General features: G+C 54.1%; 21 protein-coding genes, 1 tRNA gene and 4 pseudogenes. 9 read left to right on the forward strand and 17 right to left on the reverse strand.

Annotation, left to right across the window (positions count from 1 at the left end):
- Positions 1–672 (forward strand): annotated as a pseudogene (locus F3J29_RS21915) (hypothetical protein); the annotation flags it as partial.
- A 175-nt stretch (positions 673–847) separates the two neighbouring features.
- Here the strand turns inward: F3J29_RS21915 and F3J29_RS22805 are convergent.
- Positions 848–1,015 (reverse strand): annotated as a pseudogene (locus F3J29_RS22805) (integrase core domain-containing protein); the annotation flags it as partial.
- A gap of 121 nt (positions 1,016–1,136) precedes the next feature.
- On the opposite strand from F3J29_RS22805, the gene F3J29_RS21925 reads away from it, so the two are divergent.
- The gene (locus tag F3J29_RS21925) at positions 1,137–1,433 is read left to right on the forward strand and encodes a hypothetical protein (RefSeq protein ID WP_166869259.1); all 297 of its coding nucleotides are present in this window, start codon (positions 1,137–1,139) and stop codon (positions 1,431–1,433) included.
- Between the two features lie 98 nt (positions 1,434–1,531).
- On the opposite strand, the pseudogene F3J29_RS21930 reads toward F3J29_RS21925, so the two are convergent.
- The 3 genes and pseudogenes from F3J29_RS21930 to F3J29_RS21940 all read right to left on the reverse strand — a co-directional run.
- Positions 1,532–2,058: pseudogene (locus F3J29_RS21930) on the reverse strand (IS30 family transposase); the annotation flags it as partial.
- A 6-nt stretch (positions 2,059–2,064) separates the two neighbouring features.
- The gene (locus tag F3J29_RS21935) at positions 2,065–3,075 is read right to left on the reverse strand and encodes a hypothetical protein (RefSeq protein ID WP_166869260.1); all 1,011 of its coding nucleotides are present in this window, start codon (positions 3,073–3,075) and stop codon (positions 2,065–2,067) included.
- Entirely contained in the window at positions 3,072–3,572 is a 501-nt protein-coding gene (locus tag F3J29_RS21940) for an XF1762 family protein (RefSeq protein WP_286175471.1), read from the reverse strand. Before F3J29_RS21940 ends, F3J29_RS21935 begins: the two co-directional genes overlap by 4 nt.
- Before the next feature lie 315 nt (positions 3,573–3,887).
- Between F3J29_RS21940 and F3J29_RS21945 the strand changes: the two are divergent.
- Positions 3,888–4,377, forward strand: a pseudogene (locus F3J29_RS21945) (NADPH-dependent FMN reductase); the annotation flags it as partial.
- A gap of 187 nt (positions 4,378–4,564) precedes the next feature.
- Here the strand turns inward: F3J29_RS21945 and F3J29_RS21950 are convergent.
- From F3J29_RS21950 to proB, 4 genes are all read right to left on the reverse strand, one after another.
- Entirely contained in the window at positions 4,565–5,761 is a 1,197-nt protein-coding gene (locus F3J29_RS21950) for a tyrosine-type recombinase/integrase (RefSeq protein WP_166869262.1), read from the reverse strand.
- Positions 5,762–5,924: 163 nt separating this feature from the next.
- A tRNA-Thr gene (locus F3J29_RS21955) sits at positions 5,925–6,000 on the reverse strand.
- A 111-nt stretch (positions 6,001–6,111) separates the two neighbouring features.
- A complete protein-coding gene (gene proA / locus F3J29_RS21960) occupies positions 6,112–7,365 on the reverse strand; it encodes a glutamate-5-semialdehyde dehydrogenase (RefSeq protein WP_166869263.1) in 1,254 nt (417 codons plus the stop codon).
- A gap of 11 nt (positions 7,366–7,376) precedes the next feature.
- Entirely contained in the window at positions 7,377–8,480 is a 1,104-nt protein-coding gene (proB, locus tag F3J29_RS21965) for a glutamate 5-kinase (RefSeq protein WP_008457354.1), read from the reverse strand.
- 298 nt (positions 8,481–8,778) lie between these two features.
- On the opposite strand from proB, the gene ompC reads away from it, so the two are divergent.
- Positions 8,779–9,888 carry a porin OmpC gene (ompC, locus tag F3J29_RS21970; RefSeq protein WP_166869265.1) on the forward strand — a complete coding sequence of 370 codons (1,110 nt, stop codon included), beginning with the start codon at positions 8,779–8,781 and terminating at the stop codon, positions 9,886–9,888.
- Positions 9,889–9,943: 55 nt separating this feature from the next.
- Here the strand turns inward: ompC and crl are convergent, their stop codons facing one another.
- From crl to gpt, 3 genes are all read right to left on the reverse strand, one after another.
- Positions 9,944–10,345 carry a sigma factor-binding protein Crl gene (gene crl, locus F3J29_RS21975; protein WP_166869267.1) on the reverse strand — a complete coding sequence of 134 codons (402 nt, stop codon included), beginning with the start codon at positions 10,343–10,345 and terminating at the stop codon, positions 9,944–9,946.
- A gap of 57 nt (positions 10,346–10,402) precedes the next feature.
- Positions 10,403–11,650, reverse strand: a complete 1,248-nt coding sequence (frsA, locus tag F3J29_RS21980; RefSeq protein WP_166869269.1) for an esterase FrsA — start codon at positions 11,648–11,650, stop codon at positions 10,403–10,405.
- Between the two features lie 121 nt (positions 11,651–11,771).
- Positions 11,772–12,230 (reverse strand): xanthine phosphoribosyltransferase, encoded by a 459-nt coding sequence (gpt, locus tag F3J29_RS21985; protein WP_008457349.1) that lies wholly within the window; start codon positions 12,228–12,230, stop codon positions 11,772–11,774.
- Between the two features lie 255 nt (positions 12,231–12,485).
- Here gpt and pepD point away from each other — a divergent pair, with 255 nt between their 5' ends.
- Positions 12,486–13,943 (forward strand): beta-Ala-His dipeptidase, encoded by a 1,458-nt coding sequence (pepD, locus tag F3J29_RS21990; protein WP_166869271.1) that lies wholly within the window; start codon positions 12,486–12,488, stop codon positions 13,941–13,943.
- Between the two features lie 362 nt (positions 13,944–14,305).
- Here pepD and dinB read toward each other — a convergent pair whose 3' ends face one another.
- Positions 14,306–15,361 (reverse strand): DNA polymerase IV, encoded by a 1,056-nt coding sequence (gene dinB / locus F3J29_RS21995; RefSeq protein WP_166869280.1) that lies wholly within the window; start codon positions 15,359–15,361, stop codon positions 14,306–14,308.
- A gap of 292 nt (positions 15,362–15,653) precedes the next feature.
- Between dinB and dpaA the strand changes: the two genes are divergently transcribed.
- A complete protein-coding gene (gene dpaA / locus F3J29_RS22000) occupies positions 15,654–16,394 on the forward strand; it encodes a peptidoglycan meso-diaminopimelic acid protein amidase (protein WP_045781444.1) in 741 nt (246 codons plus the stop codon).
- On the opposite strand, the gene F3J29_RS22005 is transcribed toward dpaA, so the two are convergent.
- Positions 16,365–17,132, reverse strand: coding sequence for a class II glutamine amidotransferase (locus F3J29_RS22005; RefSeq protein ID WP_008457309.1), 768 nt, complete (start codon positions 17,130–17,132; stop codon positions 16,365–16,367). The genes dpaA and F3J29_RS22005 overlap by 30 nt on opposite strands.
- A 55-nt stretch (positions 17,133–17,187) precedes the next feature.
- A complete protein-coding gene (gene lpcA, locus F3J29_RS22010) occupies positions 17,188–17,769 on the reverse strand; it encodes a D-sedoheptulose 7-phosphate isomerase (RefSeq protein WP_008457307.1) in 582 nt (193 codons plus the stop codon).
- Between the two features lie 229 nt (positions 17,770–17,998).
- Between lpcA and fadE the strand changes: the two genes are divergently transcribed.
- Positions 17,999–20,443, forward strand: coding sequence for an acyl-CoA dehydrogenase FadE (gene fadE / locus F3J29_RS22015; protein WP_166869282.1), 2,445 nt, complete (start codon positions 17,999–18,001; stop codon positions 20,441–20,443).
- Positions 20,444–20,539: 96 nt separating this feature from the next.
- A complete protein-coding gene (locus tag F3J29_RS22020) occupies positions 20,540–21,307 on the forward strand; it encodes an amidohydrolase (RefSeq protein ID WP_008457303.1) in 768 nt (255 codons plus the stop codon).
- 42 nt (positions 21,308–21,349) lie between these two features.
- Here F3J29_RS22020 and hpxK read toward each other — a convergent pair whose 3' ends face one another.
- From hpxK to F3J29_RS22035, 3 genes are all read right to left on the reverse strand, one after another.
- Complete coding sequence (hpxK, locus tag F3J29_RS22025; RefSeq protein WP_166869283.1) at positions 21,350–22,609, reverse strand: allantoate amidohydrolase; 1,260 nt, start codon at positions 22,607–22,609, stop codon at positions 21,350–21,352.
- A complete protein-coding gene (locus tag F3J29_RS22030; protein WP_166869285.1) occupies positions 22,609–23,850 on the reverse strand; it encodes a pyridoxal-phosphate-dependent aminotransferase family protein in 1,242 nt (413 codons plus the stop codon). Before F3J29_RS22030 ends, hpxK begins: the two co-directional genes overlap by 1 nt.
- Positions 23,851–24,035: 185 nt before the next feature.
- Complete coding sequence (locus tag F3J29_RS22035; RefSeq protein WP_166869287.1) at positions 24,036–24,875, reverse strand: MurR/RpiR family transcriptional regulator; 840 nt, start codon at positions 24,873–24,875, stop codon at positions 24,036–24,038.
- Positions 24,876–24,997: 122 nt separating this feature from the next.
- Here F3J29_RS22035 and F3J29_RS22040 point away from each other — a divergent pair, with 122 nt between their 5' ends.
- Positions 24,998–26,581: a gamma-glutamyltransferase family protein gene (locus tag F3J29_RS22040; RefSeq protein WP_166869289.1), complete on the forward strand. Its 1,584-nt coding sequence runs from the start codon at positions 24,998–25,000 to the stop codon at positions 26,579–26,581.
- The last annotated feature ends 11 nt before the right edge of the window (positions 26,582–26,592 follow it).

A 26,592-nucleotide genomic window follows, 5' to 3' on the forward strand; every position in this document is an offset into this window, starting at 1 on the left:
CTTCAGAACGGCGATGATCTGGTGTTCGGTGAATCGGGCTTTGCGCATGGCGATCTCCTCCGGGGACATAATCAGTATGCCGGAAGATCTCTAAATGTGAATGGTCCGGTTTGCCGGGATGCTTACACTGGCAACAGCGCCATTCCTGATGTTCCTGATAACTACTACACCTATGCAGGTGAGATGTCATTCCCATCAATACCTGGGCTACCACTCACTGGCGAGCAAGAAGATGGCTATGAAAATATGGTTTCCGCTGACAGATGGTCAGGCAGTGGTGTTGGGGTAGAGATCACAGTACAGAACTACAATTGGGAGAGCTACCATAGTACAGAGAACCAAAGCAGCGGGGCGAGCCTACCCTCAAAGCAACTTTGTGAGGCTTTGAATCTCAGGTACCGCGCAAATAAATGGGATTTGCATGATGCGGCAGGTGTGGCGTCACTCTACCGCAAAGTTGGCGAGTATGGTTCGGACGTCAGTGGCTCAGTCAGTTATCTATGTCGTGATCTACTTGATCGCTACTTGATGCAATCCGGTAAGGTATTGGTATGGCTTATGTGGGGGGAGCGTGGTTTTCATTATCGGTCTAACAAGATGCGTAATTTGCACCGGTATTACGTGAATCACCAACATATTCACAAGCGTATTGATGTCCATCAGATTGGTTAGAGTACTAGCAACAATAATATTGCAAAGGGTGTCACTACATGAGTTATAACTTCAAAAATCGCTCATCTGCTAATTTTGACGATTTTGTTAAGGAACTTATTAGAAAAGAATAAGCCTTCGCTTCCAAGCGTTCGCTGTAAGTGTAAGCGCACCCATTTTAGCTTCAAGCATTTTTCTAAAGTACCGGTTTTTCAGCCATCAACCGGTACTCTTCCGGCATCAGGTTTTTCAGGGATTCATGAGGCCGCTCACTGTTATATTCCGTCAGTCAGCGCCACATGATTTCCCGCACTTCATTCAGGGTTATGAACAGGATTTCTGTCCGGTATGTTCGGTTAAATCTAGCTGACCTGTCCCCACAGATTAATATGTTCCGATGTTAGCAAAGCCCGCTGCTGGCATGAACGAAAAGTCTCGCTATACTCCGATTAGTTCCGTGGAATCATCTAACAATAGGGTAATAAATGCTGATATATAAAGTTGCAGATAAAGATTATTGTTCCATACTTGAATTGGACGCTTCACCATTAAGCTATTATGAGTCTGACAAGACTGTCATGATGCAATGGGAAGAAGCCAGAGCAAGGATACGTAATCTTCCTAATTATCAGGGAATGAACGCCATACTACCTTTTCACCATGATCCTTCAGTCTATAAGCATAAGGATGGTTATGTGTTCATTTTTACCAATGTTGATGGAACCCCCCTTTATCTGGCCTCTACTCAGCCGTTACATAATTATGGGACACCTATAAAATAATCTGCTTTATGTAAGCACCTCACCCAAGCGGACTATACACTTTTATATATCTAGCCTAGTGTGTCGTAGCATCAAGATGTCCGCTTCTAGCTGTGAGTTCAATAGATGAATGCAACACATTGGTTAAAACACTCTGCGGGTGATTGATCGTCTAGCGTTTTTCTTGGCCTCTCGTTGAGTTGCCTGGCACCGCTGTTCAGTCTTTGCTGGCTGTGAACTGATAATTCAGTTCCTTTTGGAAAATACTACCTGAGTAATTTGTTCGTATTTTAATTAGAGCAGCACTACCAACGGGTGTTGAGGATCGCAGAAATAAACCTAAATATCTATGGCTACAGTAAACCGGGTGTAGCTCGTCATTTCCACGCCCCGGTCCCATGTTAACATTTTATAAAGTTCAGAAGGTAATTCCCGGGCTTGTTTGATGAGTGCAGATATAACCGTTATAGTTTTGTTGTCCCTGATATTGAGCAGCATAACAAAACGAGAATGACGTTCTACTAAGGTGACTATGTAGGAGTTTTTAGAATCCTATCAGATATCCTTCCCTGTGACCTAGCATGACTCTGTCAGCGGCTTCAGATGACCTTTCGCTGAGAGAGATCGTATCAGGAATTGCCCCTAATTTATTTTATTTTTTGTTAAAAAAGTAAAATAAACCACTTGTTGAAATAAATACAAACACGCCAGCCACAAGATATTTAAACAATGGAAATATGTCAAAACCTTCTTTTGCGCTTGATACCATTGCTGCGGCAAAAGCAATTAAACTTAACAAGCCAAATACACTCGCACTACGGAAGTTTATTTTCAACAAGAATTCCTGAGAGACTTTGAAAATATCATTAGCTGTATTTTTTTCAGAAGTTAAATCATAACCCGTAACAGGCTTGAAAGTTATAAAATTTGAATGCTTGAATACTGAAGAAATTTTAACATTCAAAGGAATGAAAATATCATCAAATTCTACTGATGAGTCTATAGGGTTTTGATAGGAAATTACAATATCATCATAGTTGTAATCGATAGATAATTTTCTATCAACATCACCAAAATTCGCAAGGTGCATTGCAATTGTATATCTCTCGCCATGATATAAATCATATACCCGGGAATAGCTTTGTGTATTGTACGTCGAACTAACACTATTCCCCTTAGAATCAAAGATACCCTTAATGTTAAAAAATATAACATCACTGAAAGAAGAACGAAGTTCTTCCACACGACTTTTCCAGTTGTTTTTTTCTTGTTTTTCTTCTATATCTACTTCTTGAAAAAACTTATTTCTAATTGTATGGCCTTTTATTTGCGCATTAATAAATCTTCCAAGTTTCATTCTAATATGATACAACTCAGTTTCTGGAATCCAATCACATGAGAGAATATTTGCTTCCCTGGTGGACACATGAGTTAGCTCATCCACACCCTTGGGGTCATTTGCATCATTGCCTTGTGAAAGAAATATTACAACTTTCCTATCTTCAAGCATTTGCCAAATTTGCTTGTTGACTAATAAATCTTGAACATGCTTCTTTTTATATCGAAAGTGAATAACGTCCCCTTCAGACAAACACATAACTTTATAAATATCCGCTTTATACTGAGGGCGACTATCTGAGCTAAATGCAGCTATAACTTTCATAAATTGGCTCCTGCTAAATCTCGTTCCCATCGGTATTTTTTTAATGTGTAAATCTCAAGTTGTTCTCGCTGAATCCCATCTGTTTTAATCTTATTAGTCCAACGCTTATGAGGGTTGACTATTCCTGACAATTCCCAGCCAGCGCCTTTAAGAGATGCTCCTGATTCAGTAGAGAGAGTATATGTAATAATTTTTCGCCCTCCCATCATTCTCCAAATTGAGCAACAACGACTGAGCAGGAATGAACAAGTGCCCATGGGGGCTGAGGGTAAAACACATAATCTAGTAATTTCTAAAGTCACACCATCCATATATGTTGCGGATACCGGGTTACCTACTATAGCCACGCCAACATTTTCGTCAGAAACTCTATCATATGCAGCCAGAGCCCACCTACCAGTATTTCGTGACGTTGGTCTATGATGCCGATGATGATTAGCAACAAAAATATTAGCACTTTTAATTGTAATTGGTTTAATATAAATGCTTTTTGCCATCGTTATATTTCATTACCATTCTAAAAATCCCATTGTTATTCTTAATCATACCCTATCAATTAACATTTAACCATCCCTAAAGCAAACAATATAGTTTTGACAATCATTCAAATCCTAATAATAAAAACGGGAATCAATAGGCTCTCGTTCTCAAAAATACAGAATCTGGATTACATATTTCGATTATCGCATCACTAAACTCTTAATGTTTCAGCAGCTTCTCACCTTCTCTCAGACGTTCGAAGTCATAGGTCAGGGTCTTAGCGGTAATAGTACCTTTGGTGCATTTAACAATCGGGTCTGCGGCTTTGAACTCTATTTAACCCATCAGGTTTGCCTCTTCCGGATGATGCTCCGGATACCCATCCTACAGTCACCGAGTTGCGCGGGCTGATCCGATGATGTTACGGAATGGTGTGGAGTTCCCCAGACCTGCATGGGCAATGAGTGCTGCGATGAAAGCACAAATTGGTTGGGTCCCTTTAAGCAAAGGGGCCGTTCGCCCTTCCCAAGGAAAAACTCATGCGGAAATGCTGGTCTGCGGCTGTTCTCAGTCCTTCAACGCCGTGAACCAGATGCGTATTCTTAGGCGTTGGATGCGATGTACACGATGCTCAACCAGTCCCCAGTGGCTATGGCCTGGCAGGAATTCGATGAGAATGGGTGAATAAGACCTTCGTCCTAGTATGATCGTATCGCCAATGTGCCCGAAGAGTTTTTTAAAATCACGCCGCTGCTCAAGGTCGAAACCGGCTACCTTGCAGACTGTTACAGTGAACGAAAGGAAAGTCATAAAGAGCTTTAATCCCGCGTGAACCAGGACAAAATATAACATTCGTTTCTTCGTTAAATTAAAGACTCTCTTTTGGCACTAAGCAGACCTTCATACTCTATGGTATGCAAATATAACTTTTCTGAAGAAAGCGTAAAAAAATACCAGCATTGAGCCCCTCCATTTTGGAGGAGCTTAACTCAAACATTTTATTGGGAACTTATGAGGCGACGGAGAACTTAGATTGTCCTTTTTTTCCGATATAATCCGCATACCACTGCATCATCTCCCTCCGCCCTTCCAGATACAATGCATGGTTATACGTCCCACGAATCGCGTTCTTATCAACATGCGCAAGCTGGGTTTCAATCCATGCCGTATTGAACCCTTCCTCATGCAAGATCGTACTCATCGTGTGGCGGAAACCATGCCCCGTTACCTTCCCTGTATATCCAATCCGTTTGAACACCTGATTTATACTCGCTTCGCTCATCGTTTTGCGGGGATCATTCCTCCCAGGAAACACCAGTGGATATTGCCCTGACATCACTTTGATTTGCTGTACAATTTCCAGTGCCTGGGTAGAGAGGGGGACAAGGTGAGGCCGTTTCATCTTCATTCGGTCGGCAGGTATTTCCCACACCGCTTTTTCAAGATCAAATTCACTCCAGAAAGCACCTCGGAGCTCGCCTGTACGAACTCCCGTAAGTATCAGCAAACGTGCGGCAAGAACAACCAGAGGGCTGCCTGTATAGCCTGTGAGAGCTTTAAAGAAGTCTGGTAACTCCTCAACAGTAAGGAAGGGATAATGCTTCGATTCATGCCCTGACATCGCGCTGGTTAGATCCGCTGCAGGATTGTATTCCGCGCGACCGGTAACGATGGCGTAACGAAAAACTTCGCTGCAGCGCTGGCGAACCTTCTTAGCCTTCTCTGTCGCACCACGGCTTTCCATTCGACGCAGTACATTCAGCAGAACCAGCGGTTTGATTTCATTCACCGGCTGCTGACCGATATATGGGAAAATATCTTTATTAAAGGCCTCAAGAATGTCAGAAGCATACCCTTCTGACCATCTGCTCACCTTCGTACCGTGCCACTCAAGCGCCACAGACTGGAACGTATTATTGAGTTGCACATCGCGAACCAGCTTTTCTTCTTTCTTGGCAAACGATGGATCGATACCTTCGGCCAGTTTTTTCTTGGCTTCATCACGTAGTGCCCTCGCTTGTGCAAGGGACACTGCCGGATAAACACCAAAAGCCATACGCTTCTCTTTTCCATTGAAGCGATATTTCATTCGCCAGTATCGAGAACCAGAGGGAACAACTTCAAGATACAAACCAGCACCATCTGCCAGCTTATAGGCTTTCTCTCTGGGTTTAGCTGCATCTACCTGTCGCGCATTTAGCTTCATTGGGGGCATCTCCCTGGACCGAACACAGAATGCCCCCATTTATGCCCCCAACTGTAACTTGATTTCGGTTGAGTACAGTTGATAACAGGAGATAAGATACGGGCTATAAACCGCAGTATACGAGCTTTTAGTTGATTTCGGTAGACCTGGGAAGAGCTTGAAATGGTGCCGATAATAGGAGTCGAACCTACGACCTTCGCATTACGAATGCGCTGCTCTACCAACTGAGCTATATCGGCTTTCCGGACGCGCCACGAGCGTGGCTGCGGTGTAAAAGGTTAGGGAAGATTGGGTGATGCGTCAACCACTTATCAAACTGACTGCTGGTTTTTGCATCACCCTCTCTTCAATTACGCACGAATAGTGTCGTCGCCGAAGCCGATCCATTTGTAGGTGGTTAAGGCTTCAAGCCCCATCGGGCCGCGGGCGTGCAGCTTCTGGGTGCTGACCGCCACCTCCGCACCGAGGCCAAACTGGCCGCCGTCGGTGAAGCGGGTTGAGGCGTTGACGTACACCGCCGAGGAATCCACTTCGTTAATAAAGCGGTTCGCGTTGCGCAGCGTGCGGGTCAGGATAGCGTCCGAATGCTGGGTGCCGTGCTCGCGAATATGGGCGATGGCAGCATCGAGATCCGCCACTACTTTCACATTCAGGTGCAGCGACAGCCATTCGTCGTTGTAATCCGCCTCTTTCACCGCTTCCACCGCCGCCGGGCCGGTTTGCAGCACGGGCAGGGACTTCTCGTCAGCATGCAGCGTCACGCCTGACTCGGCCATTTGCTTGCTCAGGGCAGGTAAGAAGCGGTCGGCAATCGCCTGGTGCACCAGCAGCGTTTCCACCGTGTTGCAGGTGCTCGGGCGCTGGGTTTTGGCGTTCACGATAATTTTCAGCGCCGGTTCAATCTCGGCGGTGTCGTCCACTACGATGTGGCACACGCCGATGCCGCCGGTGATCACTGGGATCGTCGACTGTTCACGGCAAAGTTTATGCAGGCCCGCACCACCGCGCGGGATCAGCATGTCGATGTAGCGATCGAGGCGCAGCATTTCGGTGACCAGCGCGCGGTCCGGGTTTTCAATCGCCTGAACCGCCGCTTTCGGCAGGCCGCACTCTTCCAGCGCCTGCTGGATCACCGCCACCGTGGCGTTGTTGGTGCGCCAGGTTTCTTTCCCGCCGCGTAGAATTGCCGCGTTGCCGGTTTTCAGGCACAGAGAGGCGACGTCCACGGTCACGTTCGGGCGAGCTTCATAGATTACGCCCACCACGCCGAGCGGTACGCGGCGGCGCTCAATGCGCAGCCCGCTGTCCAGCAGCCCGCCGTCGATCACCTGCCCTACCGGGTCAGCGAGACTGCATACCTGGCGCACATCTTCAGCGATGCCTTTCAGGCGAGCCGGGGTGAGCTGCAGGCGGTCGAGCATGGCTTCGCTGAGGCCGTTTTTACGCGCCTCGTCCACATCCTGCTGGTTGGCGGTCAGGATTTGTTCCGAGCGAGCTTCCAGATAGTCGGCAATTTTTTCCAGCACGCGGTTCTTTTCGCGGCCGGAGAGCAGTGCCAGCTGGTAAGAGGCCTCTTTTGCCGCTTTGCCCATTTGTTCAAGCATTGATCTGCTCCTTAATTAACAATCATGTCGTCGCGATGCACGGCCACCGGGCCGTATTCATAGCCGAGGATATCGTCTATTTGCTGGGAGTGGTGCCCGGCAATGCGGCGCAGCGCGTCGCTGTTGTAGCGGCAAACGCCGTGGGCGATGTCGCGCCCTTCCAGGCTGCGAATGCGGATCACCTCCCCACGGGAGAAGTTGCCGCTCACGCTTTTGATGCCTTTAGGCAGTAGCGAGCTGCCGCGCTCCAGAATAGCGGACAGTGCGCCGTCATCCACGGTGATTTCGCCGGCAGGCGGAGCGCCAAAGATCCAGCGTTTGCGGTTCTCCAGCGGCGACTGCTGCGCGTGGAAGCGCGTCCCTACAGGATTGCCGGCCATGACGTCGCCGATAACGCCGGGCTTGCTGCCTGCGGCGATGATGACGTCAATACCCGCGCGGCAGGCGACGTCGGCCGCCTGGAGCTTGGTGCCCATGCCGCCCGTGCCGAGGCCGGAAACGCTGTCGCCCGCAATGGCGCGCAGCGCATCGTCAATGCCGTGCACTTCTTTAATCAGTTCCGCTGCCGGGTTGTTACGCGGGTCCGCGGTATAAAGACCCTGCTGGTCGGTGAGCAGCAGCAGTTTATCGGCCCCGGCCAGAATCGCGGCTAGCGCGGAAAGGTTGTCGTTGTCGCCGACTTTGATCTCAGCCGTCGCCACTGCGTCGTTTTCATTAATGACCGGCACGATGTTGTTATCTAACAGCGCTCTGAGCGTGTCGCGGGCATTAAGGAAACGCTCGCGGTCTTCCATATCGGCGCGGGTCAGCAGCATCTGCCCGACGTGAATGCCGTAAATAGAGAACAGCTGTTCCCAAAGCTGAATCAGGCGACTTTGCCCTACCGCGGCCAGCAGCTGCTTGGACGCGATGGTGGCGGGGAGTTCGGGGTAGCCGAGATGTTCACGCCCGGCGGCAATCGCCCCGGAAGTCACAATCACAATACGATGCCCCGCCGCGTGCAGCTGGGCACACTGGCGAACCAGTTCAACAATATGGGCGCGGTTCAGGCGGCGGGAGCCACCGGTTAATACGCTGGTGCCTAGTTTTACGACCAGCGTCTGGCTGTCACTCATGATTCTCTGCCGTTTCTACAAATAAGGGGAAATTAAAAAGCCAGATGACGTTGTAACAGGAGTCGCGCGGCTTGCCAACAGGCGGCGTGGGAAAAGGGCTAATAAGCCAGAAAGGATCGCTGAGGATAGCGGATATATTTTACATTTTTATGACATATAAACTTTATTACGTTTATTTAATCTTTCTCCTAAATTGTCATAAATCTTTAATCTGAGAACGATAAAACCCTTCCTGTTTTTAGCAGGAGCCCGACTCCTGGATCAATTTTGCAAGCGTTCATCATTCTTGGGATAACAAATGAAAAAGAGCACACTGGCATTAGTGGTAATGGGTATCGTGGCTGCTTCTGCTTCTCAGGCAGCCGAAGTTTATAACAAAAACGGCAACAAGGTTGACATCTATGGCCGCGTTAAAGCTGAACACTACTTCAGTGACAACACCGGTTCCGATGGCGACCAGACTTACGCTCGCCTGGGCTTTAAAGGTGAAACTCAGATTAACAGCCAGCTGACCGGTTACGGCCAGTGGGAATACCAGATTGCGGGTAACAAAGCAGAGAACGACTCTACCGGCACCAAAACTCGTCTGGCGTTCGCGGGCCTGAAAGCCGGTGACTACGGCTCATTCGATTACGGTCGTAACTACGGCGTGCTGTACAACATCGCCTCTTACACCGATATGATGCCAGAGTTCGGCGATGATGCTTTCGTCAGAACCGACACCTTCATGACCGGCCGTGCGACCGGCGTGGCAACTTACCGCAACAACAACTTCTTCGGCCTGGTTGACGGCCTGAAGCTGGCTCTGCAATACCAGGGCAAAAACGGGGCTGACAGCGCAAACACCCGTTCCGACACTTCTCGCCAGAACGGCGACGGCTTCGGTACCAGCCTGTCTTACGACATCGCTGACACCGGCCTGAGCGTTGGCGCAGCATACGCCAACTCTAACCGTACCAACGCGCAGAAAGCCTCCGTTTACGGTAAAGGCGATAAAGCTGAAGCCTGGACCACCGGCATCAAGTACGACAAAAACAACGTGTACCTGGCAACTATCTACGCTGAAACCCGTAACATGAACCCAATCAGCGTCCCGGGTTCCCTGGCGGGCACCAGCAGCAGCGTCTCTGGTTTTGCTAACAAAAACCAGGCGTTCGAAGCCATTGCTCAGTACCAGTTCGACTTCGGTCTGCGTCCATCCCTGGGCTACGTGCAGTCTAAAGCAAAAGACATCGAAGGCATTGGTGATGCGGATCTGGTGAAATACATCGACGTGGCCGCCACCTATTACTTCAACAAAAACATGTCTGCGTTTGTTGATTACAAAATCAACCAGCTGAGCGACAACAACAAACTGAAGCTGAACAACGACGACGTTGTTGCGGTAGGTATGGTGTACCAGTTCTAATTCGCGATACTGCGGATAAAAAAATCCCCGTCAGGTTGACGGGGATTTTTTATTTTCAGGCGGAGAGTTTAAGCGACTTTTCCGCAAAGTTCTCGGCAGGCACCAGCCCAAGCTCAAGGGTGGCGAGTAAATCTTTCAGGCGTCCGTGGAATCCGCGCAGCGTCTGCTCCAGTTTTTCATCCACTTCTTTATCTTTTGCCGGGATCGCCGTCCATTTGCCGTCTTTATCAAACAGGCCGAACTGCCAGGTGTAGGTAAACTGCTTTTCCTGGGCTTCCAGCACCATCCACCATCCCCAAAATTCGCGTTTCTCCGGCGCGGGCTTTACGTTAACGCACACCGCCAGGCAATCGAAGAAGAAACGGTTGTCTTCACACTGCTCTTCCCGGATATACGGGCCAAGCGAGGCGAACTTTCTGATCAGTCTACTTTTCGGGTGTCCACTCGGTAACGTCATTACGATCTCCTGTTGTGAAGCAACTGTTTTAGCAAACCGCCGTAATTTAGCAAATATTTAACGTAATCTTTGTTTCACCCAGCCGGTAATTTCCTGCAGCGCTTTGTCAAAATTTTGATACACCGGCTTAAACGGGATCTGGAGTAATTTGCCGTCGGCAGATGACGAAGTGATTAAACGGGATTCTTCTTCCGGGCTGAACGGATCGTTCTCCCAAAAGCCGGACAGCATCGGCGTTGGGCAGCGGCGGCCAAGCAGCCCCTGCGTTTTCAGGGAGTAGCGGTTCAGCTCCACGCTCAGCGCGCTGTCGGAGATGCTGGTCATGCCCAGCCGGCTCGCCAGCACGTCAATGTACATTTCCGGCACGCTGGCCTGGCGCTGTGGGTCGCTCAGCAGGGCGTGAACCACCGGCCCCAGGCAGGCGACGGCTTTCAGGCGCGGCGCTTCCAGGTAGGCCAGACGCACGGCAACGTTGGCGCCAAAGCGGAAGCCAAATGCCGCGACGCGGGTATGGTCAACCCACGGAATGTTGGGTAACGCTTTGAGCACGTGCTGATGCAGAATGCTGGAATCCTGGGTTAGCTTCCACTTTGAAGAGAAGCCCACCGACGGCATGTCGATGGTCAGCATCGCGATGCCCTGCGGAGCAAAATATTTCTCAAACAGGCTGTAATAATCGCTCTGTAAGGCATCGAGGCCGCCGCACATCAGCACGGTCGGGAATGGCCCTTCTGCCCCTTTAGGCATGTGCAGGAAGCCGCTGATGGTGCCGCCACCGGTCATCGGGAATTCAAGCTCGCGCAGCCCACCGGATAACCGGGGAGCCGCCTCTTCGTAAGCCCGATTAGCCAGCACCTGGGCCTGCTCCGCCAGCGCGTCCCCTTTCAGGTGCGGGTACGCCGCAATGCTGTAGAGGTTAGCCGCCTGCAGCCAGCATTTGCCGATTTTCTCTTCGTCCGTTTCCTGGCCAGCACGCTGCTGCCAGAGCATCGCCTGCTTCGACCATTCGTAGATCCAGTTGCCCCCGCGATAGCCCATCACGGTATCAAACAGGTCGTCGTTGGTACGTTCAGCCTCGGTGCAGGCAATCCGGGCCTGGACTTCGAGGATTTCACGCGGATCGACCCCGCGCCAGATCCACATCAGGCGGTTGATCATGCGGTACCAGTGGGGCACGTTTTTGCCGTCCAGCGCAGACTGAATCGCGGGCGTGGCGATATGCCGCGCGCGACGGACAAGCGTGGACGTTTCCGGGTGTTTGAATCTGGGCTTAAAGAGGGTTTCGCTGAGGTTGGCCTGCGACATCGTTTCACTGCCTCCATGAATACGAGAAACGTCGCTATTGTAGCCTGATACGGTCCAAATAACACAAACGCCCGGCTATGCCGGGCGCCAAATAAATGACAAAGCTCAAATCATGGAGGGATTAACGGCCAGCCAACGGCGGCACAAACACCACGCCCATATCCCACGGCTGCTCAATCCAGGTGTCCTGCGGAATATCAATCACGTAATCATCCACCAGCGGCTGGCCTGCTGGTTTGGCGAAGATAGTGACGAAGTGAGCTTTTGGATACATTTCGCGAATCGCCACCGCGGTACCGCCGGTGTCGACTAGGTCATCGATGACGATGAAGCCTTCGCCGTCGCCTTCCGCACGCTTCAGCACGGTCAGCTCACGCTGGTTGTCGTGGTCGTAGCTGGAGATACAAACGGTATCAACATGGCGAATACCCAGTTCACGAGCCAGCAGCGCGCCCGGCACCAGGCCACCACGGCTAACGGCAATAATGCCTTTCCACTGTTCGGCTGGCAGCAGACGCTGAGCCAGTTTGCGGGCGTGAATCTGCAACATGTCCCAGGTGACGACGTATTTTTCGCTCATGTGAAGTGTCCCGGCCTGTAAATAACGGCTTAAAAAGTATTCGAAGGAGTTTTGGTTGCGCGAGATTATAGAGATCTGGCGCACTAAAAACCAGTGCCGCAGGCCACTGGCAGCGGATTTTGCTCGTATTCAGCCTTCACGCAACAAAAGAAAGTGGTATTCTCAGGACATCGCGCAAGCCGTGCTTGTGGTGTATCTGAACCCGGCCAAAAACATAACCGGTCAGCCAAAAAAACGACTCCAGGGAGACTCAACGTGTCTGAATTGTCTCAATTATCACCACAGCCGCTGTGGGATATTTTTGCCAAAATCTGTTCTATTCCGCATCCGTCCTACCATGAAGAAGCGCTGGCGGAACACATCCTGTCCTGGGCAAAAGAAAAAGGCCTGCACGTCGAACGTGACCAGGTGGGGAATATCCTGATTCGCAAGCCTGCTACGCCGGGCATGGAAAACCGCAAACCTGTGGCGCTGCAGGCGCACCTCGACATGGTGCCGCAGAAAAACAACGACACCGTTCACGACTTCACTAAAGATCCTATCCAGCCGTACATCGACGGCGAGTGGGTAAAAGCGCGCGGCACCACTCTGGGTGCAGACAACGGTATCGGTATGGCATCCGCGCTGGCGGTGCTGGCTGACGACAGCGTGGCGCACGGCCCGCTGGAAGTGCTGCTGACTATGACCGAAGAAGCCGGGATGGACGGCGCGTTTGGCCTGCAGGCGGGCTGGATGCAGGCAGATATCCTGATCAACACTGACTCCGAAACGGAAGGTGAGATCTACATGGGCTGCGCGGGCGGCATCGACTTTATCACTACGCTGCCGCTGCAGCGTGAAGCCGTTCCGGCCGGTTTTGACACCTTCAAGCTGACCATTAAAGGGCTGAAAGGCGGCCACTCCGGCGCAGATATTCATCTGGGCCTGGGGAACGCCAACAAGCTGCTGGCCCGCTTCCTGCTGGCTCATGCTGCGGAACTGGACGCACGCCTGCTCGACCTGAACGGCGGTACCCTGCGTAACGCGATTCCGCGCGAAGCCTTTGCTACGCTGGCCGTGCCTGCGGCGAAAGCGGCCGAGCTGAAGTCTGCGGCTAACGACTACCTGGCCGTGCTGAAAAATGAACTGTCTGCGGTCGAGAAGAACATTACCGTGCTGGTAGAAGCCACAACGTCTGACAAACAGGCGCTGACCGCTAAAACTCGCGATACCTTCCTGCATCTGCTGAACGCGACGCCAAATGGTGTGATCCGTAATTCGGACGAGGTGAAAGGCGTGGTTGAGACTTCCCTGAACGCGGGCGTCGTGACCATGAGCGATGACAGCGCAGAAATTATCTGCCTGATTCGTTCCCTGATTGATTCCGGTAAAGACTACGTGGTTAGCGTGCTGGAGTCCCTCGGCGAACTGGCTGGGGCAAAAACCGTGGCGAAAGGCAGTTATCCTGGCTGGCAGCCGGACGCTAAGTCTCCGGTAATGGCTCTGGTGCGCGAGACTTACCAGAAGCTGTTCAACCAGACGCCAAACATCATGGTTATCCACGCGGGCCTGGAATGCGGTCTGTTCAAAAAACCGTACCCGGAGATGGACATGGTTTCCATCGGGCCAACCATTACCGGCCCACATTCCCCGGACGAGCAGGTGCATATTGAGAGCGTTGGCCAGTACTGGACGCTGCTGACCGAGCTGCTGAAGGCGATTCCGGCGAAGTAAGTTTTACCCTCACCCTAACCCTCTCCCTGTAAGGGAGAGGGGATTTTCTTTATCTGCCTTACTTTCATACGCACCTCTTTCTCCCTGACGCTTTCTCTCAAATAGAGAGGAGACCTTCTTTATCTGCCTTACTTCCAGCGAAAACGTGTTTTTCCCCTTCTCCCTTACAGGGAGAAGGCCGGGATGAGGGTTGCGTTTAAAACCTGAATAGCTGAAGGCGATTCCGGCGAAATAAGTTTTACCCTCACCCTAACCCTCTCCCTGGAAGGGAGAGGGGATTATTCTTGCCAGCCTTACTTCCAGCGATAACGTGTCTTTTCCCCTTCTCCCTTACAGGGAGAAGGCCGGGATGAGGGTCTTATTCACAACCCCAACAGCAGTTGCCTCTCCAGTTGCGGGTCGAGCAAAGTCACATGCAGCCCCACCAGTCGGACGCCACGCCCTCCCCGCCGCTCTTCCCATGTTTTACGGGCAGTGGCGATCAGGTCTTCTTTGTTCAGCTTCGGCCAGACGTGCTCCTGGGTCGTCAGCTGAAAGTCATTAAACTTCAGCTTGATACCTTGCCGGGCGATACGCAGGTCAGCCCGCTCTTTGGCCAGCCGTCGCTCAAGCTCCGGGTACAGGCGTTCAATAATCTCTTCGCATTCTGGCCATTCATGAATGTCTTCCGCGAGCGTCCGCTCAACCCCCACAGACTTTCTCTGACGATCGTTACTGATCTCACGCTCATCAATGCCCTGGCTGCGCTCCCACAGCACCCGGCCAAATTTCCCAAAGCGTTTTAACAACATGGCCAGGTCAGCATTTTGCACGTCAGCGCAGGTTCGCAGACCGAGCGTTTCCAGCTTTGCCGCCGTGACTTTACCCACGCCGGGAATTTTCCCGAGCGGCAGCGTCGCTAAAAAGTCCGGTACCTGTTCGGGCGTAATGACATACTGGCCGTTGGGTTTATTGAGATCGGAGGCAATCTTTGCCAGAAACTTTATCGGCGCAATGCCAGCTGAGGCGGTCAGGTTCAGTTCGTCGGCAATGGCCTGGCGAATTTCGCGTGCAATCAACGTGGCCGAGCCCTGGCAGTGTTCGCTGTCCGTAACGTCCAGATAAGCTTCATCCAGCGACAAAGGTTCGATCAGCGGGGTATAGCGGGAGAAGATTTCACGAATATGGTTGGAGGCTTCTTTATAGGCGTCGAACCGGCCTGGCAATAGCGTGAGATGCGGACAGAGTTTTAGCGCCATCGCGGTCGACATCGCGCTGCGCACGCCGTATTTTCTGGCGGGATAGTTCGCCGTGCTGATCACGCCTCGCCGCTGGGCGCTGCCGCCAATAGCGAGAGGAATATCGCGCAGGGCCGGATTATCACGCATCTCAACGGCGGCAAAAAAGCAGTCCATATCGACATGAATGATTTTGCGCATATCCACTCAACCAGAAAAATAACACTGGATAAGTATACAGCTAATTTTCAAAATGAGGAAATTGTCGCAGGCCACCAAATCTTTCCCTGCGAGTGGCATCACCTCGGGCATAAAGTGACACACCGCAAAAACTCCAATTGATTCCAATAAAATGTGTAAACGCCCGCGTCTGGCGCTTGCGAAAATTAGCCACGATGCTAATGTGGGCGCAATCCTGTACAGAATTTTCTGATTTCGGGTCCCTTTAGCCGTCCTGGCTGTTAGTTTCAGGTTTATCAAGGAATCAAGCAGTATGCGTAAGATCGCACTGATTATTGCGATGCTCTCTATGCCGTTTTTCTCTTTCGCCAGCCTGCTTAATAGCGGCGGTGTCGCCGCCCCTGTCGGCAAAGATAGCAGACAGCAGCTAATGGGCTCCCCGGTTTATATTCAAATCTTTAAAGAAGAGCGCACCCTGGAGCTGTGGGTGAAGATGGGCGAGCAGTATCAGCTCCTCAACAGTTACCGCATCTGTAACTATTCCGGCGGCCTGGGACCAAAACAGCGCCAGGGCGATTTTAAAAGCCCGGAAGGGTTTTATAGCGTTGATCGCAGTCAGTTAAAACCGGACAGCCGTTTCTATAAAGCCATTAATATCGGCTTCCCGAACGAATTTGACCGCGCTCACGGCTATGAAGGGAAATACCTGATGATTCACGGCGCCTGCGTGTCGATTGGCTGCTATGCCATGACCGACTCCGGCATCGACGAAATCTTCCAGTTTGTGACCGGGGCTTTGGTGTTTGGCCAGCCGCGCGTGCAGGTCAGTATCTTCCCGTTCCGCATGACCGACGCCAATATGGAACGCCACAAGTACTCCACCTACATCAACTTCTGGAAAGAGCTGAAACCGGGCTATGACTACTTCGCGGCTAACCATCAGCCACCGGGCGTGGCCGTGGTCAGCGGGAACTACGTCATCAGCAAACCTGCGGTGATGACGCCAGTTCAGCCCCAGCTGGCTTCAAACTATAAGCTCACCGAGGCAAAATAACGCCGACTTGCCTGGCTCAATTTTGTGCCAGGTTTCGTTGGCGGTCAGCGGCTGAGTCGCGATGACCGTGACCACATCGTTCGGTGTGGTCTCTTCCTGAAAATCAATTTCCACGTCCTGATCCAGCAGCTTAGCGACGCCGAACGGCGCTCTGCGGGTGATCCAGAACAGGTTCGTCGAGCAAAACGCCATCACGTAGCGCCCGTCCGACAGCAGCATGTTGAACACGCCCTTTTCTCTAAGCTCTGCACCCAGTTCAGTAATGTAGCGGAATACCGCTTCCATATTGCCCGGCGTGCGCGGATAACGCTGCGTGAGTTTGTGCAGCAGCCAGCAGAACGCCTGCTCGCTGTCCGTTTCGCCAATCGGGCGGAACGTCCCCGTCTCCAGCGTGCGATAGCCCTTGAGTTGCCCGTTATGGGCATAGGTCCAGTTGCGGCCCCACAGTTCGCGGGTGAACGGATGGGTGTTTTCCAGCGCAACCTTGCCGCGATTTGCCTGCCGAATGTGCGCGATAACCGAGCAGGATTTAATCGGGTAATCCTGAACGAGGCGAGCGATGGGCGAGTTAAAGCTCGGCTGCGGATCTTTAAACGTGCGGCAGCCTTTCCCTTCGTAGAAGGTAATCCCCCAGCCGTCTTTATGGGGGCCTGTTCCGCCTCCGCGCTGCACCAGTCCGGTAAAACTAAAACAGATATCCGTCGGTACGTTGGCACTCATCCCGAGCAGTTCGCACATCTCTTCTCTCCCACAACGAATGCCCCTGCTCCGGGAGGAGCTGGGGCATTACGGGCTAAGCTTTAACCATTTCTTTTTCGATTAACTGAATCAGGATGTGGATCACTTTGATGTGAATTTCCTGAATGCGGTCCGCATAGCCGAAGTGCGGCACGCGGATTTCGATGTCAGCCGTACCGGCCATTTTGCCGCCGTCTTTGCCGGTCAGGGTAATGACTTTCATGCCTTTCGCGCGGGCAGCTTCAATCGCTTTGATGACGTTGCCGGAGTTGCCGGACGTGGAGATCCCCAGCAGCACGTCGCCTTCGCGGCCAACGGCTTCAACGTAGCGAGAGAAGACATAGTCGTAGCCAAAATCGTTGCTGACGCAGGAGATATGGCTCACGTCAGAAATCGCGATTGCCGGGTAGCCCGGGCGGTTCTCACGATAGCGGCCCGTTAACTCTTCCGCAAAGTGCATAGCATCGCAGTGTGAGCCACCGTTCCCGCAGGACAGTACTTTGCCGCCCGCTTTGAAACTGTCTGCCAGCAGCACCGCTGCGCGCTGGATGGCATGAATGTTGGCTTCATCCTTAAGGAAGTTAGTCAGCGTTTCCGCCGCTTCATTGAGCTCACTACGAATAAGATCCTGGTACATGAGGAGGTCCTTGAGGTTTGAGTGAATTTCACATCCCGCAGTGTACCGGATAGCGCCGAAAGCGAGAAGCTTAACCCCGCGCCTTAAGCCGGGGTTTTCCCCGGAAGTGCGGCAACAATGTGAGCAAGGTTGTAATTATTTTGTAAACACATTGCTAAAGAAAGCAACATCCACTACAACCAATACATCACAAGTGGTCAGACCTCCTACAAGCAAGGGAGCTTTCTTTATGTTGATTTTAAGCATTGTCCTTACCGTTGTTCTGCTGGGTGTATTGTTCTATCACCAGGCAAATCTGCTGCTTAGCAGCGTCATTCTGCTCGCGTGGACCGCCGCGCTGGGTTTCGCTGGCATCTGGTCTTTCTGGGTGCTGGTTCCGCTGGCGGTGATTCTGGTGCCGCTGCTGGTCACGCCGCTGCGTAAATCGCTGATCTCCGCGCCGGTTTTCCGTGGCTTCCGTAAAGTGATGCCGCCGATGTCCCGCACCGAAAAAGAAGCCATCGACGCCGGGACGACCTGGTGGGAAGGCGATCTGTTCCGCGGCAAGCCGGACTGGCAAAAGTTGCATAATTACCCGCAGCCAAAGCTGACCGCAGAAGAACAGGCTTTTCTTGATGGCCCGGTGGAAGAAGCCTGCCGTATGGCGAACGACTTCCAGATCACCCATGAGCTGGCTGACCTGCCTCCAGAACTGTGGGCTTACCTGAAAGAACATCGCTTCTTCGCGATGATCATTAAGAAAGAGTACGGTGGCCTTGAGTTTTCTGCCTACGCTCAGGCTCGCGTCCTGCAAAAACTGTCCGGCGTTTCCGGGATCCTGGCGATTACCGTCGGCGTGCCTAACTCCTTAGGCCCGGGCGAACTGCTGCAGCACTACGGCACCGAAGAGCAAAAAGATCACTACCTGCCACGCCTGGCCCGCGGCCTGGAAATTCCTTGCTTCGCGCTGACCAGCCCGGAAGCCGGTTCCGATGCCGGCGCAATCCCGGACAGCGGCGTGGTTTGCATGGGTGAATGGCAGGGCGAACAGGTGCTTGGTATGCGCCTGACGTGGAACAAACGCTATATCACGCTCGCCCCTATCGCCACCGTGCTGGGCCTGGCGTTTAAACTGTCTGACCCGAAACGCCTGCTCGGCGGCGAAGAAGACCTCGGCATTACCTGTGCGCTGATCCCAACCCACACCCCTGGCGTGGAAATCGGCAAGCGTCACTTCCCGCTGAACGTACCGTTCCAGAACGGCCCAACCCGTGGGAACGACATCTTTGTGCCAATCGACTTTATCATCGGTGGCCCAAAAATGGCCGGTCAGGGCTGGCGTATGCTGGTTGAGTGCCTGTCCGTAGGCCGCGGTATCACCCTGCCCTCTAACGCCACCGGCGGCCTGAAATCCGTGGCGATGGCAACGGGTGCTTATGCGCATATCCGCCGTCAGTTCAAAATCTCTATCGGTAAAATGGAAGGGATTGAAGAGCCGCTGGCACGCATCGCCGGTAACGCCTATGTGATGGATGCTGCTGCCTCTTTAATTACCTACGGCATCGTGCTCGGTGAGAAACCGGCCGTGCTGTCAGCGATTGTTAAGTACCACTGTACCCACCGCGGCCAGCGCGCCATTCTTGATGCGATGGATATCGTCGGCGGGAAAGGCATCATGCTCGGTGACACTAACTTCGTGGCCCGTGCTTACCAGGGCGCACCGATCGCCATCACCGTTGAAGGCGCCAACATTTTGACCCGCAGCATGATCATCTTCGGCCAGGGCGCAATTCGCTGCCATCCGTACGTGCTGGAAGAGATGGCTGCGGCGCAGAATAACGATGTGAATGCCTTCGATAAGCTGCTGTTCAAGCACATCGGCCACGTGGGCAGCAACAAAATGCGCAGCCTGTGGCTGGGCCTGACCAACGGCCTCGGCAGCAGCACGCCGACCCGCGATGCCACTAAACGCTACTACCAGTACATCAACCGCCTGAGCGCCAACCTGGCGCTGCTGTCGGATGTCTCCATGGCCGTGCTGGGCGGGAGCCTGAAGCGCCGGGAGCGTATCTCTGCTCGCCTGGGTGATGTGCTGAGCCAGCTTTATCTGGCGACGGCGGTGCTGAAACGCTACGAAGATGAAGGCCGTAACGAAGCCGATCTGCCGCTGGTTCACTGGGGCGTGCAGGATGCGCTGTTCCAGGCCGAACAGGCAATTGATGACCTGCTGCGCAACTTCCCGAACCGCTTTGTGGCCGGTACGCTGCGCCTGGTTATCTTCCCGCTGGGCCGCCGTTATGATGCGCCGTCCGACGCGCTGGACCACAAACTGGCGAAAATCCTGCAGGTGCCGTCCGCAACCCGTTCACGCATCGGCCGCGGTCAGTATCTGACGCCAAGCGAGCATAACCCTGCTGGCCTACTGGAAGCCGCCCTGCTGGATATTATGGCCGCCGAGCCAATCCACCAGCGCGTATGCAAAGAGCTGAAGCGCAATCTGCCGTTCACTCGCCTGGATGAACTGGCGAAGCAGCTGCTGGGTGAAGGCAAGATCACTGCCGATGAAGCGGCGATTCTGACCAAAGCCGAAGCCAGCCGTCTGCGCAGCATCAACGTGGATGAGTTTGATCCGGAGGCGCTGGCAACACAGCCGGTGAAGGTGCCGGAAAAGCACAGAAAGGTTGAAGCCGCCTGACCATTAACCCCTCTTATGAGGGGTTTTTTATTGCCAACAAAAGCACGTTTTCTCGTGCTACAGTGGAAGAAATATTCTGCTAAGAGGCTGCCGATGGTGTCTGGTCTGAAAGTTTCCGTTCTGCAACAACCGCTCGTCTGGATGGACGGTGCCGCTAACCTGCGTCACTTTGATGTGCTGCTGGAAGGCGTGCGCGGGCGTGACCTGATTATTCTGCCGGAAATGTTCACCACCGGCTTTGCGATGGAAGCCGCCGTGCAGTCAATGCCGGAACAGGAAGTGATTGACTGGATGCAGTTCAAAGCCCAGCAAACCCAGGCGATGATCGCCGGCAGCGCCGCTCTGCAAACCGAACGCGGGCCGGTAAACCGTTTCCTGCTGGTGCAGCCGGACGGCAAAGTTCACTTCTACGATAAGCGCCACCTGTTCCGTATGGCCGATGAGCATCATCATTATCAGGCCGGGGAAGAGCGGGTGATTATTGAGTGGAAAGGCTGGCGTATTTTACCGCTGGTTTGCTACGACCTGCGTTTCCCGGTGTGGTCCCGTAACCGCAACGATTACGATCTGGCGCTGTACGTCGCCAACTGGCCAGCGCCGCGCTCGCTGCACTGGCAAAGCCTGCTGCAGGCGCGCGCCATTGAGAACCAGGCTTACGTGGCAGGCTGCAACCGCGTCGGCACCGACGGCAACGGCCACCATTACCGGGGCGACAGCCGGATCATCAGCCCGCAGGGCGAGATCCTGGCAAGCGTTGAACCTCACCAGGCAGCACGACTTGATGCCGATCTTTCGCTGATTGCGCTGCGGGAGTATCGGGAGAAATTCCCGGCCTGGCAGGATGCCGATCCTTTCAGTCTTTGAGCATGAAAGCATGGAGAAACCGGCCCATCCTGGCCGGTTTTTTTATTGTTCCGCCAATAGAGTGACGGCGCGAGTGAAAGCCTGGACGGCAAGAGCCACATCGCGTTCAGTGACGGATTCCGCCGGATGATGGCTGATGCCCTTCTCGCAGCGAACAAACAGCATGGCGCTCGGCCAACGCTCGGCGATGGCAATGGCGTCGTGCCCTGCGCCGCTTGGCAACGACAGGCTCCGCCCCTGAACTTCGCTCACCGCCTGCGTTAGCGTTGCCTGCAACGCCGCATCACACGGCGTGGCCGGAATAGCGTAGTAGGCTTCTGCGGTGAACTGCATGCCGCGACGGGCAGCAATGGCTTCCCCTTCGGCAAGAAGCTGGCCCAACAAACTTGCCAGGCTTTCGTCACGCGGGCTACGAATGTCCAGCGTAAGCTGCACATCGCCGGGGATGACGTTCACCGCGCCTGGCGCGCAGCTTAACGTTCCCACCGTGGCAACTTCGTCGGGACCGTGGCAGCGCGTGGCGGATTCAATAAAGGTCATCCACTCGGCGGCAGCGGCCAGCGCATCTTTGCGCAGCGCCATCGGCACGGTCCCGGCGTGGCCAGCATGGCCGGTAAAGCTGCAGTTCAGGCGACGGGCGCCGTTAATGGCCGTGACCACGCCCAGCGCAAGCCCCTGTTCTTCCAGTACCGGTCCCTGCTCGATGTGCAGTTCAAGGTAAGCGCTGAAATCGCTTTTTGGCCGCTCCGCGCAGGCCATTCGCGTGGGATCCAGACCGGCAATCGTCATGGCCTGCGCCACGCTGACGCCGCTGGCATCTTCGCAGCTCAGCCAATGCGCCGGCCAGCTGCCGGTGATGCCCCGGCTCCCCAGCAGGGTAACCCCGAAGCGGGTGCCCTCTTCATCGCCAAAGCCGACAATTTCAATGGCCTGTTCGAGCTGGATATTGTTTTGATACAGGTACGCGACAACTTCCAGGGCGCACAGCACGCCGAGCATCCCATCGTAGCGCCCCGCATTGCGCACCGTATCAAGATGAGATCCCAGCAGAATCGCCTGCGCACCTTCTTGCCTGCCTTCATAGCGCCCGCAAATATTGCCGACCGCATCCTGCCAGGTCGTCATGCCGAGTTGCTCCATCCAGCTGGCCACCAGCTGATTCGCCCGCAGATGTTGCACCGAAAGGTAAACGCGAGTCAGCTGGCCCGCGCTTTCGCTGATGGCGGCCAGCCGATCGGCCCTGTCCATGACGCGCTGGGCGGCAATCTCCGCATAATTCACATCCATAAACAGCGCGCCCATTAGCGGGCACCTTGCGCATAAACGTTCCACGCCGCCTGCATCGCTTCACCCTGCACGCTTTTAAAGCCGAGGCGGTTAAGCACCGCTTCCAGCGCGGTGAGCGTTTGCAGGACGCAGTCTTTGCGGGCGTTATAGCCCATAGTGCCGATGCGCCAGATTTTGCCCTGCAGCGGGCCGAAGGAGGTGCCGATCTCGATATGGAAATCTTCCAGCAGGAGTTTACGCACTTCTTCGCCGTGAACCTGCGCCGGGATAGTCACGCCGAGGACGTTGTTCATCTTGTGGTTAAGGTCGCCGAAGGTTTCCAGCCCCATGCCCTGGATCCCCGCCACCATCGCCCTGCCGTGCAGCTCATGACGGGCAATGCCGGCGTCCAGACCTTCTTCCAGGATAATGCGGGCACACTCGCGGGCAGCAAACAGCATACTCGTCGCTTCGGTGTGGTGATTCAGCCGTTCCGGCCCCCAGTAATCCATGATCATGCCCAGATCGAAATAGTTGGAGTAGATCATCTCTTCGTCCCCGTCCTGATGGGCGGCAGTGCGAATGCCTTCTTCCACGCATTTACGGCGGCGAATGGCCTCTTCCATTTTCGGGCTGAGCGTGACCGGTGAGCTGCCTGACGGGCCGCCCAGGCACTTCTGCAATCCGGCGGAAACGGCATCCAGTCCCCAGGCATCGGTGAGCAGTTCGTTCCCGCCAAACGATGCTGTAGCATCGGTGTAGAACAGCACGCCGTGGCGGCGGCAGATCTCACCCAGCTCGGCCAGCGGCTGCAGCATCGTGGTGGAAGTATCGCCCTGCACGGTCAGCAGCAGGCGAGGTTTTACCGCTTTGATGGCGTCTTCGATTTGCTGCGGGCTGAATACTTCGCCCCACGGCACTTCAATGGTGTGCACTTCGGCGCGGCAGCGGCGGGCAATCTCACACAGCAGGTGACCAAAACGGCCAAACACTGGCACAAGCACTTTATCGCCGGGGCGAATAGCCGACAGCAAAATGGCCTCGATCCCGGCGCGGGAAGTACCGTCCACCAGCATCGTCCACTTGTTTGTCGTGCGGAAGAGCTCGCGGTACAGCACCATCACCTCATTCATATACCCCGTCATCACCGGGTCATACTGGCCAATAAGCTGGCTCGCCATGGCACGCAGCACGCGCGGATCGGCATTGATCGGGCCTGGCCCCATAAGCAAACGGTGCGGCGGGTTGATCTGGGAAAACTGCTGAATATCAAACATGGCGATTCCTTGAGTCTGAGATTGAAACAAAAGATTCTTATAATCATCTTTTGCAACTAATGTGCCAGCCGCAGGCAAAATTTTTTCCGGCTGACAGGCTTAAGCCAGCGCGGAAAAACAGGTTCGGTAAAAACGATGAACTCTTTTGGCTCCCCCGGAGCGTGCAACTGCACCAGCGAGGAGCGTTAACGCTGTTCGAGCTCGTCCAGCTCTGTATACAATTCAGCGATATTATGGATACGCTGACGCCCGCTGGTCAATGATTCATGCAGCACCGCGTTAGCCAGTAAATTCACCAGGCTCATGGCGCTGCTGTAGCTGTCGAACGCCGAAACGCTATCGAGTGGCGCGCTCAAATGCCAGCCAGAATAAGCTGCCAGCCCGGTCGAAACGGGCTCGCTCAGCACCACCAGCGGGATACCGCGCTGCTGCAGGCTGGCGAGCAGCGGCTTGATAATGCGCGGCCTGCGGCGAAACGCCACGGCGACCACGCAATCTTCCGGGCCGATATCCACCAGCTCTTCCGCCAGCGTCTGCCCAGGCTGCGGGAGCAAATATACGCCGCTGCGCACCTGCAAAAGCTGCTGGCGTAAGTGCATCGCCACCGGCCAGGAGTTACGCATCCCAATGATAAATAAACGCTTCCCGGTCACAAGGGCATTAACCACTTCGGCAAACGGCCCCGCTTCCAGCTGATTCACCAGCTGAGTGAGGTTCGCCATTTCCTGTTTGTAATGCCGTGCCAGCAGCGTGTTGCCCTGCACAGCATCGCGGTTTTCCGTCAGCGGCATCCCGCTCTGGCGCAGGGTACGCAGCTCTTCGCGCATATCTTTGTAGCGCTCGTAGCCTAAGCGCTTAAACAGGCGGCTCACCGTGGCCTTGGACACGCCGGAAAGCCGCGCCAGCTCGGCGCTGTTGTAGCTGATTAAGTCATCAAAGTGGTCAACGATGAACGAGGCCACGCGCTGCTCCTGCGGGGAAAAAAGCGCCCATGATGCCCGCAACCGCTCGTCTAACTGTTTCATGCTGACTCCTGTAACTTTTGTTTCATCAAAGCCTGACACAGTGAAACGATCCTCGTCAACCTGGAACATCTCTTGCTTCTGACTCTCCTACCCGAGCGGATTTCCTGCAAGAGAAGAAAAATATGCAAAGCAATATGGCCCCCGGTGGCATGGCGGTGACGCCCCATCATCTGGCTTCTGAAAGTGCGCTGTCTGTGCTGCGCCAGGGCGGTGATGCCATTGAAGCGATGGTCGCCGCAGCCGCGAGTATTGCGGTCGTTTATCCCCATATGAACGGTATTGGCGGGGATGGATTTTGGCTGATTGTTCCGCCTGAGGGAGAACCCGTTGCCATCGACGCCAGCGGGGCTTCCGGATCGCTGGCGTCACTGGATTTCTACCGGGGAGAACGCGCCATTCCCCATCGAGGCACTCGCGCTGCGTTGACCGTGCCCGGCACGCTGAGCGGCTGGGCAGAAGCGCTGAAAGTGTCATCGGAGCTTGGCGGCGGGCAAATACCGCTTTCCCGCCTGATGGCCGATGCTATTCGCTATGCGGCGGACGGGATCCCGGTCACCGCCTCTCAGGCGAACGCGACGCAAAGCAAATACGCCGAGCTGGTTGATATTCCCGGATTTGCTGAAACATTCCTGCAGCATGGTGACGCACCCGCGACCGGGAGTCGTTTCACGCAGCCCCGACTGGCCGCGACCCTGACACGAATAACGGTAGAAGGCCTGGACAGTTTTTATCGTGGTCCGCTGGCCTCAATCATTGCCGAAGAGCTGGCCGGGCTGGGGATACCAGTCACAGCTGACGATCTGGCGGCGCACCGGGCTACTCGTACCAAACCGCTTCGGCTTGAGCACCAGGCCGGGGAAGTTTTTAATCTCGCCCCGCCGACGCAAGGGCTGGTCTCGCTGGCAATCCTCGGCATTACCGACCGTCTGTCGATGGCAAACGCCAGTGAAGTTCAGACCGTACACCGCATCGTGGAAGCCACCAAAAAAGCCTTTGCGCTGCGCGACACGCATATCACCGACCCACGCCTGATCGATACCTCAATACAAAACCTGCTGGATCCCGAAGAGTTGGATCTGCTGGCCGCAAAAATTGATGACCAAAACGCCGCCCCGTGGGGCAAAGGCAAAGGCCCCGGCGACACGGTCTGGATGGGCGTCATCGACGGTAACGGCCTGGCCGTGTCGTTTATTCAAAGTATTTATCACGAATTCGGCAGCGGGGTTGTGCTGCCCGAAAGCGGCGTGCTGTGGCAAAACCGCGGGGCGTCTTTCAGCCTCGATGCAGAGCACCTGCTGGCGCTGGCACCGGGCAAAAAACCGTTCCACACCCTGAATCCGGCAGCGGCCAGGCTTGCGGACGGCAGGACGCTGGTTTACGGCTCGATGGGCGGCGATGGGCAGCCGCAGACGCAGGCCACAATCTTTACCCGCTATGTACTTCAGGGCGCCGGTTTACAAGAGGCGATCTGCGCGCCTCGCTGGCTGCTGGGACGTACCTGGGGACAGGTTTCCGACAGCCTCAAGCTTGAAAACCGCTTCAGCCCAGACACCGTAAACGCGCTTGAAGCCCTGGGACACGAGGTAGAAACGCTCCCCGCCTTCAGCGAGATCGTCGGCCACGCCGGCGCCATCGTCAGACATACCAATGGCATGCTCGAAGGTGCGTGGGATCCGCGCAGCAACGGCAGCGCCGCAGGCTTTTGAGGAAAATACCA

It is taken from the genome of Enterobacter sp. Cy-643, assembly GCF_011752815.1.
Lineage (GTDB): Bacteria > Pseudomonadota > Gammaproteobacteria > Enterobacterales > Enterobacteriaceae > Cedecea.

What these genes read in the sequence shown, in the direction of transcription:
- F3J29_RS21925 (WP_166869259.1), top strand. Translation starts at nt 1,137, where the DNA reads ATGCTGATATATAAAGTTGCAGATAAAGATTATTGTTCCATACTTGAA.
- F3J29_RS21935 (WP_166869260.1), bottom strand. Translation starts at nt 3,075, where the DNA reads ATGAAAGTTATAGCTGCATTTAGCTCAGATAGTCGCCCTCAGTATAAA.
- F3J29_RS21940 (WP_286175471.1), bottom strand. Translation starts at nt 3,572, where the DNA reads ATGGCAAAAAGCATTTATATTAAACCAATTACAATTAAAAGTGCTAAT.
- F3J29_RS21950 (WP_166869262.1), bottom strand. Translation starts at nt 5,761, where the DNA reads ATGAAGCTAAATGCGCGACAGGTAGATGCAGCTAAACCCAGAGAGAAA.
- proA (WP_166869263.1), bottom strand. Translation starts at nt 7,365, where the DNA reads ATGCTTGAACAAATGGGCAAAGCGGCAAAAGAGGCCTCTTACCAGCTG.
- proB (WP_008457354.1), bottom strand. Translation starts at nt 8,480, where the DNA reads ATGAGTGACAGCCAGACGCTGGTCGTAAAACTAGGCACCAGCGTATTA.
- ompC (WP_166869265.1), top strand. Translation starts at nt 8,779, where the DNA reads ATGAAAAAGAGCACACTGGCATTAGTGGTAATGGGTATCGTGGCTGCT.
- crl (WP_166869267.1), bottom strand. Translation starts at nt 10,345, where the DNA reads ATGACGTTACCGAGTGGACACCCGAAAAGTAGACTGATCAGAAAGTTC.
- frsA (WP_166869269.1), bottom strand. Translation starts at nt 11,650, where the DNA reads ATGTCGCAGGCCAACCTCAGCGAAACCCTCTTTAAGCCCAGATTCAAA.
- gpt (WP_008457349.1), bottom strand. Translation starts at nt 12,230, where the DNA reads ATGAGCGAAAAATACGTCGTCACCTGGGACATGTTGCAGATTCACGCC.
- dinB (WP_166869280.1), bottom strand. Translation starts at nt 15,361, where the DNA reads ATGCGCAAAATCATTCATGTCGATATGGACTGCTTTTTTGCCGCCGTT.
- dpaA (WP_045781444.1), top strand. Translation starts at nt 15,654, where the DNA reads ATGCGTAAGATCGCACTGATTATTGCGATGCTCTCTATGCCGTTTTTC.
- F3J29_RS22005 (WP_008457309.1), bottom strand. Translation starts at nt 17,132, where the DNA reads ATGTGCGAACTGCTCGGGATGAGTGCCAACGTACCGACGGATATCTGT.
- lpcA (WP_008457307.1), bottom strand. Translation starts at nt 17,769, where the DNA reads ATGTACCAGGATCTTATTCGTAGTGAGCTCAATGAAGCGGCGGAAACG.
- fadE (WP_166869282.1), top strand. Translation starts at nt 17,999, where the DNA reads ATGTTGATTTTAAGCATTGTCCTTACCGTTGTTCTGCTGGGTGTATTG.
- hpxK (WP_166869283.1), bottom strand. Translation starts at nt 22,609, where the DNA reads ATGGGCGCGCTGTTTATGGATGTGAATTATGCGGAGATTGCCGCCCAG.
- F3J29_RS22030 (WP_166869285.1), bottom strand. Translation starts at nt 23,850, where the DNA reads ATGTTTGATATTCAGCAGTTTTCCCAGATCAACCCGCCGCACCGTTTG.
- F3J29_RS22035 (WP_166869287.1), bottom strand. Translation starts at nt 24,875, where the DNA reads ATGAAACAGTTAGACGAGCGGTTGCGGGCATCATGGGCGCTTTTTTCC.
- F3J29_RS22040 (WP_166869289.1), top strand. Translation starts at nt 24,998, where the DNA reads ATGCAAAGCAATATGGCCCCCGGTGGCATGGCGGTGACGCCCCATCAT.